The sequence below is a fragment of the Trichocoleus sp. DQ-A3 genome (genome assembly GCF_039961975.1).
In the GTDB taxonomy this organism is placed as follows: Bacteria; Cyanobacteriota; Cyanobacteriia; order Cyanobacteriales; family FACHB-T130; genus FACHB-T130.
Genome location: NZ_JAMPKC010000005.1, coordinates 295,406 through 311,267 on the forward strand (window position 1 = coordinate 295,406; position 15,862 = coordinate 311,267).

Genomic DNA, 15,862 nt, shown 5'->3' on the forward strand with positions numbered 1-15,862 from the left:
TTGGCTATGAGCCAGGATTTTAAATTCCTGGCGGTATTACGAAAGCACACTTTTGTAAGAAATCTAATGAAACCCCCAGAATCGCCCAAACTCAGCCTTAAAAAAGTAGGGACTTCCCAGAGAAAATCAATTACTGTCTCGGAAGGTGAATTGATTAAAGTAGCACCCCTACAACCTAACCAACCTTTGCCGCTTATTATCGAACCAATAGTAGACGGCTTTGACTTAATTAGTTGGACGCGAAAGAATCGTTTATTCATTGAAACTCAACTTTCCAATTCCGGGGGAATACTCTTCCGCAACTTCAAAATTCAGGGGATTGAAGTATTTGAGCAGTTCGTCAAAGCCACTTCTGATGGTAAACTTTTACCGTATCAAGATGGTTCGTCGCCGCGGACTCTGGTGAAGGACAATGTTTATACTTCCACCGACTATCCAGCCGACCAAACTATCTTTCTTCACAGCGAACTTTCCTACGCTAATACCTGGCCTTTAAAAGTTTACTTTCACTGCGTAAAGCCTGCGGAACAAGGTGGAGAAACGCCAATAGCGGATATTCGGAAAGTCTGCGATCGCATTCCTGTCCAAATACGCGATCGCTTTCTCCAAAAACAAGTAATGTACGTTCGCAACTTTGGCGGTGGACTCGGACTTCCCTGGCAAAAAGCGTTTCAAACTTCAGATAAAACCGTTGTCGAAGCATACTGTCATGAGAACGGTATTGAGATGGAGTGGAAAGAAGGCGACAAGCTGCGAACTCGCCAAATTCGTCCGGCGGTAGTTAACCACCCGAAAACTGGCGAAACAGTTTGGTTTAATCATGCAGCTTTCTTTCACGTATCAACTCTAGAACCAAAAGTTCGTCAAGCATTGTTAGCGTTTTCGGAAATTGAGCTTCCCTACAACACTTATTACGGAGATAGTTCCCCGATTGAACCCCAATTTTTAGAGGAAATTCGTTCTGCTTATCGCCAAGAAACTGTGATGTTTCCTTGGCAAACAGGAGATATTCTGATACTCGACAATATGTTAACGGCTCACGGAAGAACACCCTTCGTCGGTTCGCGGAAAGTTGTTGTAGGTATGGCTGAACCTTTTAGCAGCAAACATATTTAATCCAGAATAGATGAGTTTTAAAAATGGATAATAAAGTTCTAGAAATGCAAAATGAAATCATTCAAGGCTTTCAAATATCTCCCCAACAAAAGCGCCTGTGGGGTTTGCAAAAACTTAATTCACTTCAAGCTTATCAAGCGAAGTACTATCTTTTACTTGAAGGCGTTCTTAATGTAGAGATGTTGGAATCATCCCTGCAACAAATTGTCACTCGACATGAAATCCTTCGCACCCATTTTCGCTGTCTACCGGGAATGACGATTCCCCTACAAGTTATTTCAGATAGCAACAGTATTAACTGGCAATCTATTGATTTGAGTTCTAGCAATATCCAAGAGCAAAAGAATCAACTGGAAGCGCTTTTTAACAAAATAAGTGATGAAGACTGCAATTTTGAGCGAGATTCGCTATTACACCTATCCTTAATTACTCTGTCAGAGCAGAAGCATATCTTGCTGATTAATTTACCGGCTCTTTGTGCCGATGCTGCAACTTTACAGCATTTAGCAAGAGAAATTAGTCGTACCTACGCTGCTTGCTGTCTCGGTACGGAACTCGACGATGAGATAATGCAGTATGCCGATATCTCCGAATGGCAGAATGAATTGCTAGAAGGAGAAGATACGGAAGCCGGACGAAACTATTGGCAAAAGCAAGATTTTTCTGCACTGTTAAATATCGCCCTTCCGCTGGAAAAATTAGTTTCAGAACCAGCAAATTTTAAACCGCGATTTATTACAAAGACAATCAATTCCGACCGAGTAGCCGAAATAACAGCATTCGTGAGTAAGAATGGAACTGTGTCGTCATTCCTGCTTACTTGCTGGACAATTTTGCTTTGGCGGCTCATCAAACAGCCAGATTTGGTAATTGGGACAGCTTTCGATGGTCGAAAATACGAGGAATTGGAATCAGCGCTGGGATTGTTTGCCAAATATTTACCGATTCAGAGCAATTTAGAAGCAAAGCTTTCCTTTGGGGAGTTATTGCAAAACGTTCATCAAGCGCAACAAGAAGTTTACCAATGGCAAGAATACTTTAGCTGGGATTTTAACGCCTCGGCTGATTTATCCTTTTTCCCAGTTTGTTTTGAATTTAATCAAGCGGCTGATAAATATTCTGCTAATAGCGTTACCTTTTCAATTGAACGGCAGTATATTTGTATTGATCGCTTCAAAATCAAACTGGCTGGCGTTGAGCGGGATGACTCTTTGAGTATCGAGTTCCACTACGACGCAAACTTATTCGCTGAAACGGATATTCAGCGTTTAGCTGGAAATTTTAGCACTTTAGTTGATAGTATCCTCGAAACTCCAGAGGTTGCGATTACTGAGTTAAAAATTCTCAGCGAGGTAGAACGCAAGCAAGTTCTAATTGAGTTCAACAACACAGAAATTGATTTTTCTCAATTCCAGGGAATACATCAACGATTTGAGCAACAGGTTGAAAAAACGCCGGACGCGATCGCACTGGTTTACGAAGGCGAACAACTCACTTATCAGCAGTTAAATCAAAAAGCCAATCAACTCGCTCATTCCTTGCGAAAGCTGGGTGTCGTACCAGAAGTTTTAGTCGGTCTTTATCTAGAACGCTCCCTAGAGATGGTTGTTGGACTGTTGGGAGTGCTGAAAGCTGGGGGAGCTTATGTCCCCCTTGAACCCACCTTGCCATCGGATCGCCTAGCGTTCATCCTGCAAGATACTCAGGCAAAGGTGTTGTTAACGCAACAACAGTTAGTCACCAACCTTCCCAACTCGAGAGCTACCGTTTTCTGCTTAGATTCCGACTCGGAAATGCAACCAGAGAGCGATCGCGCTAGCGCGCAGCCTTCGGATCGCAACTTAGAATCAGTTGCAACCGTAGAAAATCTTGCCTATATAATTTACACTTCTGGCTCTACCGGAACCCCCAAAGGCGTTGCGGTAGAACATCGACAAATTCTCAACTATCTCAATGGCATTTTGGAAAGATTGGATCTTCCCGATGGTGCCAGTTTTGCAATGGTTTCTACCTTTGCTGCCGACTTGGGAAATACAGTCTTATTCCCCTCTTTGTGTACGGGAGGATGTCTGCATATCATCTCCCAAGATCGCGCTGCGGATGCTGAAGCGCTCTCGCAATATTTTCAACAGCATCCAATTGATTGCCTCAAGATAGTTCCTTCTCATTTATCGGCTTTACTGGCATCCTCTCAACCAGAATTTGTTTTGCCTCGCCAGCGATTAATTTTGGGTGGAGAAGCATCTAATTGGGGTTTGATTGAGAAAGTCCAGAACTTAGCTCCCTCATGTCGCATTCTCAATCACTACGGGCCAACAGAAACAACGGTCGGCGTACTTACCTATCAGGTGGAGAGTGGGAACGTAGCTAATGTTTCAAAGACAGTTCCACTCGGTCGTCCTTTAGCAAATACCCAAATTTATATCCTAGATAATCATCTCCAGCCTGTGCTTATTGGTGTATCTGGCGAGATTTACATTGGTGGAGAGAGTTTAGCGCGAGGTTATTTAAACCAGCCGGAACTAACCGCCAAAAGATTCATTTCGGACCCATTTTTAAAGAATTCAGGAGTCATATCAAGTCCCCTTCATGAACCAGCATTTCCTCTGAACCCCACCTCGCCACAGCCTACGGCTCCGGCTCCCCTCCCCGCCTGCGGGGAGGGGTTGGGGGTGGGGTGCTTTCCTGATGCGGTAAACGGATTTGATATCAAAAGTCAGGAGTCAGAAGAAAACTCAAAACTCAAAACTCAAAACTCAAAACTTTATAAAACTGGAGACTTGGCTCGCTATTTACCGGATGGAAACATTGAGTTTCTGGGACGAATTGACCATCAAGTAAAAATCCGGGGCTTCCGCATCGAATTGGGAGAAATTGAGGCAGTGCTAAGGCAGCATCCCGCCGTAGAACAGGCTGTGGTTGTAGTTCGCGAGGATTTGCCTGGGGACAAGCGTTTAGTTGCTTATTCGGTTTTGAGTCAGCAGCAGGGGAGTAGAGAAGAAGCCAGTCAATCAAATCTAATGGGTGACTTACGTTTTTTTGTAAAAGCGAAGTTGCCGGAATACATGATGCCTTCAGCTTTTGTGATTTTAAAGACTCTGCCTTTAACTGCTAATGGGAAAGTGGATCGGAAAAAACTGCCAGTACCTGAGCAAATTCGACCAGAGTTAGCAGGAACGTTTGTTGCTCCCCGCACCAATGTGGAGGAGATATTAGCTGGAATTTGGGCTGAAGCCATCGGGATTGAACAAGTGGGTATTTACGACAATTTTTTCGAGCTAGGAGGACATTCGCTGCTAGCAACTCAGGTGATTTCCCGATTACGTGACGCCTTTAATGTGGAGTTTCCCTTGCGGCAGTTTTTCGACTCTCCCACTGTCGCGGATTTAGCAGTCGCGATCGCGCAAAAACTCGCTGAACAGACCGATGAGGAAATGATGGCTCAAATGTTAGCAGAGTTAGAGGAAATCTCGGAGGAAGAAGTTCGAGAAGTTTTGGCTAAGGAAGGAGTAGGCAAATGAGTAATTTAAGCGAAGCGAAGCGCGACGACTTCGTCGTTCGCATCGCCGGACTTTCTCCAGAAAAACGCGAATTGCTGCTAAAACGGCTTAATCAGAAAAAAGAGCCGATCGTATCAACCCAAATCCCCCGCCAAAACCGGGATTCTAACTTGTTTCCCTTGTCATTTGCTCAACAGCGGTTGTGGTTTTTCGACCAATTAGAGCCGGGAAATACCAGCTATAACATCCCTGCGGCTGTGCGGGTTAAGGGAACGTTGGATGCGATCGCTCTCGAACACAGCCTCAACGCAATTATCGAGCGTCACGAAGCCTTGCGAACTGTCTTCACGACAGTTGATGGACACCCCGTTCAAGTCATTACCCCACAGTTGAAATTAACGCTTCCATTCGTCGATTTGCGGGAACTTCCCAACACCGAACGAGAGCAAGCAGTACGGCAATTAGCCACCGCAGAAGCGCAAAAACCCTTTGACCTCACACAGGCACCTTTGCTGCGAGTTAGCCTGCTGCATCTGAGCCAATTCGAGTATGTGGTGTTATTTACGATGCACCACATTGTTTCAGATGGGTGGTCAATGGGGATATTTATTCAAGAGTTAGTCACCTTTTATAAAGCTTTCTCTAGTAGCAAATTTTCACCCCTTCCTGAATTAAGTATTCAATATGCAGACTTTGCATTTTGGCAGCGACAGTGGCTACAAGGAGAAGTTTTAGAAACCCAGATTGCTTATTGGAAAAAGCAATTAGGATGCAATCTTCCCGTACTAGATTTGCCGACAAACAGACCGCGACCTGCGGTGCAAACCTTCCAAGGTGCAGAGGAAAAATTTGTTTTGTCCAAGGCGCTGACTGAGGCACTGACTAAACTAGGTCAGCAGCAAGGAGCGACTTTATTCATTGTTTTGCTGGCGGCGTTCAAAACGTTGCTTTATCGTTATACCGGACAGGAGGATATTTTAGTTGGTTCGCCAATTGCCAACCGCAACCGTGCCGAACTAGAAGGAATTATTGGCTTTTTTGCGAATACTTTAGTTCTGCGGACTGATTTATCGAATAATCCTACTTTTAAGGAGTTGTTAGGACGGGTGCGCGAGGTGGCGTTGGGAGCATACAGCCACCAGGATTTGCCCTTCGAGAAACTGGTAGAAGTGTTGCAGCCGGATCGGGATTTGAGCCGTAATCCGCTGTTTCAAGTGTTATTTGCTCTCCGTAATGTGCCGACACAAACTTTAGAATTGCCGGGAGTTTCTCTCAGTCTTGAAGAGATGGAGAGTCAAACGGCAAGATTTGATTTGGTACTCAACTTATCTCAGGAAGCAGGAGGTCTTACAGGAGTATTTGAATACAACAAAGAATTGTTTAATGCCAGCACCGTACAGCGGATGGCAGGACATTTTCAAACGTTGTTAGAAAGTATTGTTGCCAATAGCGATCGCTCTATCTCCACTTTGCCATTTTTAACGCAACCCGAACGGCATCAGTTGTTAGTGGAGTGGAACAATACTCACACGAACGACTCGACGGATCGCTGTCTGCACCAGTTGTTTGAAGAACAAGTGGAACGAACACCAGACGCGATCGCCATTATTTTTGAAAACCAGCAACTCACCTATGCCGAACTCAATGCCAAGGCAAATCAACTAGCGCATCATCTACAAAAACTCGGCGTGAAGCCAGAAGTTTTAGTGGGAATTTGTGTAGAACGTTCCCTAGAAATGGTCGTGGGATTGCTGGGCATTCTCAAAGCAGGTGGAGCCTACCTACCCCTAGATCCAGCCTATCCCCCAGAGCGTCTTGCTTTCATGTTAGAGGATGCTCAAGTTTCGGTGTTATTAACCCAAAAGCGGCTGTTAAATACCCTACCCTCGCATAATGCCGAGGTTGTATGCTTGGACGATTGGGAAAGCCTACAAATGGGCAGTCCAAATTTAGTTCAAAATCCCTCCAACTTAGCTTACGTTATCTACACTTCAGGCTCAACCGGACGACCCAAAGGTGTACAAATTTCCCACGCCTGTGTAGTCAATTTTCTAATTTCTATGGGTCAGAAATTAGGAATAACCGAGCTAGATATTTTATTAGCTGTCACCTCCTTATCTTTTGATATTGCGGCGCTGGAAATATTCCTCCCCATAACTGTAGGATCTCGCGTTGTCGTAGTACCCCGTGAAATTGCCTCTGACGGCGCACAGTTGTTAACAACATTAACCAATTCTGGGGCGACCATCATGCAAGCAACGCCTGCTACTTGGCGACTGCTTTTGGCAGCGGGATGGCAGGGTAGTAAGGGCTTGAAAATCCTCTGTGGTGGCGAAGCCTTACCGCGACAACTCGCCGCTCAATTGCTCGTACGAGGCGATCGCTTGTGGAACTTGTACGGCCCTACCGAAACCACGATTTGGTCTACTATTCATCCAGTTGAAAGTAGCGACGCTTGCGTTTCCATCGGGTGTCCCATTGCCAACACGCAAGTTTACATACTCGATACCCATCTACAGCCTGTCCCAGTGGGTGTTACGGGTGAACTGTATATCGGCGGCAAAGGTTTATCCAGAGGCTACCTAAATCGACCTGAACTGACAGCCGAGAAGTTCATTCCCAATCCATTTTTAGAGAAGTCAGAAAAGTCTGAATTACTGTACAAAACTGGAGATTTAGCGAGATATCTGCCGAATGGTGAATTGGAATATTTGGGACGCATTGACCACCAAGTTAAAGTGCGTGGCTTCCGTATCGAACTGGGCGAAATTGAAGCGGTACTGAGCCAACATCCAGGCGTGCAGCAAGCTGTCGTGATTGCTAGAGAAGACAATTCTAGCGACAAGTGTTTGGTTGCTTATGTCGTACTGAAGCAAGAAGCTGCAACGACACCCGTACAACTGCGCTCATTTCTCAAGGAGAAGCTACCTAATTACATGGTGCCTTCTAGCTTTGTACTGCTAGAGGCAATTCCTCTAACACCCAACGGAAAAATTGACCGTCGCGCATTGCCAGAACCCGACACCGCTAGACCAGAGTTAGAAAGCGCCTATATTGCTCCCCGCACCGCCATTGAGGAAGTTGTCGCAGGGATTTGGACTCAAGTTCTCGGTTTAGAGCAAGTCGGTATGCGCGATCGCTTCTTTGACTTAGGCGGACACTCGCTGCTGGCAACTCAGGTAATTTCTCGCCTCCGGGAAGCCTTTCAAGTTGAAATTCCCCTGCGTTATCTGTTTGAGTCGCCTACAGTCGCTGGTTTGGCAGAACGTATTGAAACAGCTTGTCGCGCCCAAGCAAATCTTCAGGTTCCGCCTCTAGTGCCAGTTGCGCGGGAGGGGAAACTGCCCCTTTCCTTTGCTCAACAGCGATTGTGGTTCCTCGACCAATTAAATCCTGGCGATTCTGCCTATAACATTTCGGCAGCAGTGCGTCTGGTCGGTGCGCTCAATATCATAGCGCTAGAGCAAAGCTTTCAGGCGATTATCCAGCGTCACGAAGCTTTAAGGACAATCTTTGCGACAGAAGCAGGACAACCCATTCAGGTAATTATCCCCTCTGCGACTTTTAAACTGCCAGTAATAGACCTGGGATTGCCATCATCCGAACGAGAAGCTGAGGTGCTGCGACTTGCTACGGAGGAAGCGCAACGACCTTTTGACCTCACTCAATTGCCGTTGCTGCGCGTCACTTTATTACAACTGGATGAGGCAGAGAATGCGGTACTGCTAACCATGCACCACATCATTGCTGATGGCTGGTCTATGGGGGTACTGATTCGGGAAGTGGCAACCCTCTACGAAGCCTTTTGTGCCGGGAAACCCTCGCCACTACCGGAATTGCCCATACAGTACGCAGATTATGCAGTTTGGCAACGACAATGGCTGCAAGGGGAAGTTTTGGAAGCCAAGCTTGATTACTGGAAGCAGCAGTTAGGTCACAATCCGTCCCAGATGAAACTACCCGCAAAACAACCTGCTGCTTCTACTTTTCAAGCTGGCATTCAATCCTTTGAGCTATCTCCAAAACTGTCTGGGGCACTAAATGTACTTAGCCGCCAAGAAGATGTAACCCTCTTCATGACACTGCTAGCAACCTTTCAGACGCTGCTGCACCGCTACACTAGCCAGGATGACATCATTGTTGGCACCGATGTCGCCAATCGCACTCAAGTTGAAACTGAATCGTTGATTGGTTTCTTTGTCAACATTTTGGTCTTACGCACCGATATGCGTGGCAACCCCAGTTTCCGCGAATTGCTCAAGCGAGTGCGCGACATCACTTTAAAAGCTTATGTCCATCAAGACTTGCCTTTTGAGAAATTGGTCGAGGAACTGCGTCCTGAAAGGACTTTGAGCCACACTCCCCTGTTTCAAGTGTTGTTCGTGATGCAAAATACACCCGTACCTACTTTAAAAGTTTCGGGTTTAACTTTAACCCCAATTGAGGTAGAGGGCGGGACAGCGAAATTTGATTTAGTGCTGTTCGTGTCAGAAACAAAGGATGGCATTGTTGGCAGTTGGAAGTACAACGCCGATTTATTTGATGCGGATGCGATCGCGCGCCTGTCCGCTCATTTTGAAACCCTCCTCAACAGCATCGTCACGCAGCCGGATACGCGCCTCAATCGTTTAGAAATACTCACCGAAGCTGAAAAGAAACAACAAGCCATGCAAGAAACTAAACGCGAAAAGAGTAACTTCAGCAAGTTCAAGAACATTAAGCCTAAAGCAGTTACTCTGCCCAAAGGCGAATTAGTCAAAACCGAATATTTGCAAGCCGGGGAAACATTCCCCTTAGTTCTCAAACCTGCCGTAAACGAGGTTGATATCGTTGACTGGGCAAAAAACAACCAAGACTTAATCCAAACCAAGTTATTACAACATGGAGGAATTCTGTTTCGGGGCTTTAACGAACCTTTAGTTTCTGTCTTTGAGCAATTTGCCCAAGCTATTTGTCCCCAGTTATTCGGAGAATATGGAGACTTACCCCGTGAAGGAGTTAGCGGGCAAGTTTACGGTTCGACTCCTTATCCGGCGGATAAAGCTATCTTGTTTCATAACGAGAGTTCGCATTTACACCGTTGGCCTTTGAAAATTTGGTTTTTCTGTGTCAAAGCTGCACAGCAAGGCGGAGAAACTCCCATTATCGACTGTCGCAAAGTGTACCAGCTACTCGATTCCCAACTTAAAGAAAGATTTGCCGAAAAGCAAATTATGTACGTCCGAAACTATACAAACGGATTAGATGTTAGCTGGCAAGAGTTTTTTAGAACCACCGATAAAAATGTCGTGGAAGATTATTGCCGGAAAGCGGCAATCGAATTTGAGTGGAGAGAAGACAATGGGTTGAGAACTCGCCAAATTCGTTCGGCGATATCCAAGCATCCAAAAACAGGAGAAACGGTATTTTTTAATCAACTTTTCTTGCACCATGTCTCCTGCTTAGATACAGCAGTCCGCGCCTCTTTATTATCTGTATTTGGAGAAGAAAACCTGCCCCGGAATGTCTATTACGGAGATGGTACTACCATCGAGGATTCTGTAATCGCAGAACTTCAAGAGGTCTATCAACAGGCATCTGTTAGTTTTCCTTGGCAGGAAGGAGACATCTTAATGTTGGACAATATGTTGGCTGCACACAGCCGTAACCCATTTATAGGTTCGCGGAAGATTGTAGTAGCGATGGGGGAAATGACAACTGACCAAGAAATTAAGAGAGAGGCTTTTTAACGCAAAAAAACGCAAAAAAAAGTTAGCGACTTTTGCGTTTTTATCTTGACGCCTAAGTAGAGTCTGGCAAAAAATTCAAATATTTTTTGCGGTTTTATAACCAAATATTGTTTGGTAAAAAGTCTAACTTTTTTTACAAATTAAGCAAGCAGCATACGTAGTGAGAACATTAAAAAATGCAAACTATAAATGGATTTCGGTTGTCGCCTCAGCAAAAATATCTTTGGTTATTGCAACAAGATAGCGCCGCTTATTGCGCCCAATGTGCAATTTTGATAGAAGGCAATCTCAAGACAACAGCTTTAAAAGAAGCTGTTCAGCAAATTATCAATCGGCACGAAATCCTGCGAACAAGTTTTCATCGAGAACCAGGGATAAAAATACCGATCCAAGTTATCAGCGATCGCTTCCACATCACCTCTTGGCATTCTAGCAATCTAACTAATTACAATCCCCTGGAACAAGAAGCAAAAATCGAGGCAATTCTTCAAGAAGAAAGGCGCTCAATTTCTACTTCCGAACCAGGCGGCTCGCTGCTGCGTACATCCCTCATAACTCTGTCGGATGACAAACATATTTTAATTGCCACTTTACCTTCTCTTTGCGCCGACAGTTGGACATTGAAGAATCTAGTAAAAGAAATTAGTCAAGGATATGTTGCAAATCTTCAAAGTGAGGAAATAGCCGAGGAAGAAGTTGTGCAATACGTGCAATTTTCCGAGTGGCAGAATCAATTGCTTGAGGATGAGGATGATTTAACGGGTAAAAAATACTGGAAACAGCAATTTTCTAACTTAGCTAATTTGAAGCTACCTTTAGAGAAAAAACTGCTTGCTTTATCAGCTAAGTTTAAACCCAAGTCAATTGAGTACCAGATTGAGCCAGATTTAGTTACCAAAATTACAGCGATCGCGCAAAAATACAATATTTCAATTTCAGCCGTTTTACTCGCTTTCTGGAAAACTCTACTTTGGCGACTAACTAGACAACCAGATATTATCGTTAGCACTGCTTTTAGTGGTCGAAAATATGAAGAATTGGAGCCAGCACTAGGACTGTTTGCCAAATTCTTACCGCTTTGCACTCATCTAGAAGACAGCTTGAGATTTAGTGAAATCGTACAGCAAGTTCAGCAGTCTGTAAACGATGCCAATAACTGGCAAGAGTATTTCTGCCAGGAAAATATTAGCACTGCAACCTTATCCGGCTTTCCCTTCGGTTTCGAGTTTGAAGAACAGCTAAACACGTATTCTACTGGCGATTTATCATTTTCGATTTACCAGCAGTACGTCTGCTGCGATCGCTTCAAAGTCAAACTCTCTTGCGTGCGTCGGGATGAGTCGCTGAGTGCCAAGTTTGACTATGATGCTGGCATCATCGGTATAGAGGCGATTCAAGCCTTGGCAGAACAATTTCATAGCTTAGTGGAAAGCGCTGCTAACAGCCCAGAAACCGCAATTGGTCAGTTAAATATACTGAGCGATCGCTCTCGACACGAATTATTAGTTGAATTCAACAACACTCAAACTGATTACCACCAATCCAAGTGCATCCACCAACTGTTTGAAGAACAAGTAGAACGCACGCCAGACAACATTGCCGTTGTATTTGAAAATCAACAATTAACCTACCGCGAACTCAACGATCGTGCCAACAAAATAGCGCATCACCTGCAAAACTTGGGAGTTAAACCAGAGGTCGTCGTTGGTATTTGCGTTGAACGTTCTCTAGAAATGGTGATGGGAATGCTAGGCATTTTCAAGGCGGGCGGTGCATATCTACCGCTAGAGCCGGCAATGCCAAAAGAACGCCTCGCCTTGATGTTGCAAGATGCTCAAGTGCCAGTGTTGTTAACTCAAAAACAGTTTTTAGAAATTCCCCAACACAGCGCCAAGGTCGTATGTCTGGATACAGATTGGGAAACCATAGAAGTTGAAAGTCAAAATTCCATCCAAAAGCCCTCAAACCTCGCTTATGTAATTTACACCTCCGGTTCTACTGGCACACCCAAAGGAGTTGCGATTGAGCATCAACAACTGCTGAATTATCTCAACGGGATTATTAACAGACTAGATTTGCCAGCAGGTGCCAGTTATGCCATTATTTCCACCTTCGCTGCCGATTTAGGTCATACCGTTGTTTTCCCAGCGTTGTGTACGGGTGGGTGTCTCCATATAATCTCCCAAGAACGCGCAACTGACCCAGAAGCACTGGCAAATTACTTTCAACAACATCCAGTTGATTGTCTCAAAATTGTCCCTTCCCACCTATCGGCTTTACTGACTTCTAATTCCGCGCATATCTTGCCTAGAAAGCGATTAATTTTAGGTGGTGAAGGTTTAACTTGGAATTTGATTGAGACAATTCAAAAACTAGCTTCCAACTGCCAAATCTTCAATCATTACGGACCAACAGAAGCAACGGTAGGCGTATTAACTTATCAGTTAGAGGGTCAGAAAGCGGAGCGGAATTCTGAAACAGTTCCTCTAGGTCGTCCAATCCCGAACACGCAGATTTATATCTTGGATGCTCATCTTCAGCCAGTTCCCATTGGCGTACCGGGTGAGTTATACATCGGCGGTGCTGGTTTGGCGCGTGGTTATCTGAATCGACCGGAACTCACAGCGCAAAAGTTTATTGCCAACCCGTTTAATCAAAACCTAACCCCCCAACAGACTTCCCTGCAAGAGAAGGGGGAGAGTTACACCCCTCGTCTAGTAGGGGAGGGGTTGGAGGAGAGGTCTGAATCCCGCCTTTACAAAACTGGAGACTTGGCTCGCTATTTGCCAGATGGAAATATCGAGTTTCTGGGACGAATTGACGACCAGGTGAAGCTTCGGGGTTTCCGCGTTGAGTTAGGGGAAGTTGAAACGGTACTGTCGCAACATCCTGGGGTACGCCAGAGTATTGTTTTGCTGCGAGAGGATGTGGGACAGCGTTTAGTAGCTTATATCGTTTCAAATTCAGCACTCATTAACGATAACGAGCTGCGTTCCTTCCTCAAAGAGAAGCTACCCGAATACATGGTGCCTTCTGCTTTCGTGATACTGAAAGCGTTGCCACTCACCCCAAATGGCAAAATAGACCGTTCGGCATTGCCAGCACCGGAGACAATAAAACCCGTAGCAGATACGTTTGTAGTTCCTCGCAACAGCGTTGAGGAGGTACTTGCCGGAATTTGGGTTCACCTTCTCAAACTTCAAAAGGTCGGGATTTATGACAATTTCTTCGACCTAGGGGGACACTCTTTACTCATCCCTCAGTTACTTGCCAAGGTGCGAGAAACTTTCCAGATAGAACTGACCTTGCGCGATTTTTTTGATGCTCCTACCATCGCCGATTTAGGGAAAAACATCGAAATGAAACAGGGAGTCATTCCTTTTATTTCTCCCACCTCGAATTTAAATCTAGACGCTGAAGCTGTCCTAGATCCGACAATTCGCCCTGACTCTATACCTGTTGAGTTAGTCACTGAACCAAGTTGCATCTTTTTAACTGGAGCAACTGGGTTTTTAGGAGCTTTTTTACTCTCCGAACTTTTGCAACAAACACAAGCAGATATCTATTGTCTGGTACGTGCTACTAATGCAGAGTCTGGGAAAGAACGGCTACAAAATAGCCTGGAATCCTACTCACTTTGGGATGAAAATTTCAGCTCCAGAATTATCCCGATTATGGGAGAGCTGTCTAAACCGTTTTTAGGGCTTTCGGATGAACAATTTCGAGACATGGCTAGTCAAATCGATGTCATCTATCACAATGGTGCCTTAGTTAATTTTACCTACCCATACTCTGCCCTTAAAGCTGCCAATGTACTGGGAACTCAGGAAGTTTTGAGATTGGCAAGTTTAATTAAACTTAAGCCAGTGCATTTTATTTCTAGCACTAATGCTGTTTCTCCGGCGGGCGGTTCTGGAGTCAGGGTCATTCGAGAACAGGATTCTATCAATCCTGAGGAAGTGATAGATACTGGTTACGCTCAGAGTAAATGGGTTGCCGAAAAGTTAGCAACGATTGCACGCGATCGCGGAATTCCGGTCTGTATTTACAGACCCGGACGGATATCCTGGCATAGCCAAACTGGGCTTTGCAACAAAAGCGATAATACCTTCAGATGGGTAAAAGGTTGTATCCAACTCGGTAGCGTTCCCAAGCGTGATGCAATGGTGAATTTAGTTCCGATAGATTATGCGAGTAGAGCGATCGCTTATCTATCCAAGCAGCAAGAATCCTTAAACAAGGATTTTCACATCGTCAATCCCTATCCCGCCCATTGGAACCAGGTTATTAATTGGGTTCGCTCGTTTGGCTATCCCCTTCGGGAAATTTCATACGATCAGTGGCACGGCGAACTATTGGAGGCGGCTAAAACATCTTCAGGAAATGCCTTGTCTCCGCTAGTGGATTTTATGAATCAACCAACATCACAAGAACCAGCCTCCACTCCGGCAATTTTACAGTTTGACTGTCAGAATACCCTAGACGGGCTTGCCGGTTCTTCTATTGTTTGTCCGCCCTTAGAGGCTGAGTTGTTTGCGCCCTACTTTTCCTACCTAATTGATAACGGTTTGCTGGATGCTCCCCCAGTGGGTGAATTCGCTGCAACAACCCTTAACAATCATGTATTGTCCTAAGCCAAATCCTCTCTCCAGCCTGCGCCTGTTCTGCTTTCCCTATGCTGGTGGTGGGGCGCTCAATTTTCGCACCTGGTCTCAGGGTCTACCTGTGGGTGTCGAAGTTTGTGCTGTCGAACTTCCCGGACGAGGAAAGCGGATTTTGGAAGCGCCATTTACTCAGGCTTTACCTCTGGTGCAGGCGATCGCGCACGCCCTTTTGCCATACTTAGACAAGCCATTTGCCTTCTTCGGTCACAGCATGGGGGCACTCGTCAGCTTCGAGGTGGCTCGTCTACTCCGCAGAGAGTACGGGATGAGTCCAGTCCATCTGTTTGTATCCGGTCGCAGCGCCCCTCAACTCCCGCTACAAGAGCCGCCCATCCACTCCCTGCCACAACCCGCGTTTATCGAGGAACTGCGCCGTCTTAACGGGACTCCCAAAGCAGTGCTAGAGAATGTGGAACTGATGGAACTGCTTCTGCCCATCCTGCGGGCAGATTTTGCCGTTCTCGAAACTTATGTTTATGCTGCTGAACCGCCGCTTCAGTGTCCTATCACTGCTTTTGGTGGTTTACAGGATGTCAAAGTCAGCGTCGATCGTCTTGAGGCTTGGCGACAGCAGACAAGTGCTAAATTCTCGCTACAAATGCTTCCCGGCGACCATTTCTTTGTGCAATCAGCTCAACCCCTGCTGCTTCAATTCCTTTCTAGAGAACTGAACTCAATCAGCACGGTTGGAAAGTATAGCAACCGCCAAGATAGTTAGGACGTAGAGTAGAGATCACCTGTTGTCCTGAAGTTATTCAAGCTGCTCATGGCAAACCCCTATAGTTATGACCTGCGTCAGAAGGTGATCCAAGCGATCGAGTTAGACGGCATGAAGAAAAGTGAAGCCGCACAG

At 45.5% G+C, this 15,862-nt stretch carries 5 protein-coding genes and 1 pseudogene; all 6 read left to right on the plus strand.

The window, feature by feature from the left end:
* Positions 1 to 66: 66 nt before the first annotated feature.
* Positions 67 to 1,116 (plus strand): TauD/TfdA family dioxygenase, encoded by a 1,050-nt coding sequence (locus NDI44_RS12080; protein WP_190415020.1) that lies wholly within the window; start codon positions 67 to 69, stop codon positions 1,114 to 1,116.
* A gap of 23 nt (positions 1,117 to 1,139) precedes the next feature.
* Positions 1,140 to 4,637 carry a non-ribosomal peptide synthetase gene (locus NDI44_RS12085; protein ID WP_190415021.1) on the plus strand — a complete coding sequence of 1,166 codons (3,498 nt, stop codon included), beginning with the start codon at positions 1,140 to 1,142 and terminating at the stop codon, positions 4,635 to 4,637.
* Positions 4,634 to 10,345 carry a non-ribosomal peptide synthetase gene (locus tag NDI44_RS12090; protein ID WP_190415022.1) on the plus strand — a complete coding sequence of 1,904 codons (5,712 nt, stop codon included), beginning with the start codon at positions 4,634 to 4,636 and terminating at the stop codon, positions 10,343 to 10,345. Before NDI44_RS12085 ends, NDI44_RS12090 begins: the two co-directional genes overlap by 4 nt.
* Positions 10,346 to 10,521: 176 nt before the next feature.
* Positions 10,522 to 14,979: an amino acid adenylation domain-containing protein gene (locus tag NDI44_RS12095; RefSeq protein WP_190415023.1), complete on the plus strand. Its 4,458-nt coding sequence runs from the start codon at positions 10,522 to 10,524 to the stop codon at positions 14,977 to 14,979.
* Positions 14,921 to 15,727 carry a thioesterase II family protein gene (locus NDI44_RS12100; RefSeq protein WP_348235282.1) on the plus strand — a complete coding sequence of 269 codons (807 nt, stop codon included), beginning with the start codon at positions 14,921 to 14,923 and terminating at the stop codon, positions 15,725 to 15,727. The genes NDI44_RS12095 and NDI44_RS12100 overlap by 59 nt, the downstream gene beginning before the upstream one ends.
* A gap of 48 nt (positions 15,728 to 15,775) precedes the next feature.
* Positions 15,776 to 15,862 (plus strand): annotated as a pseudogene (locus tag NDI44_RS12105) (IS630 family transposase); the annotation flags it as partial.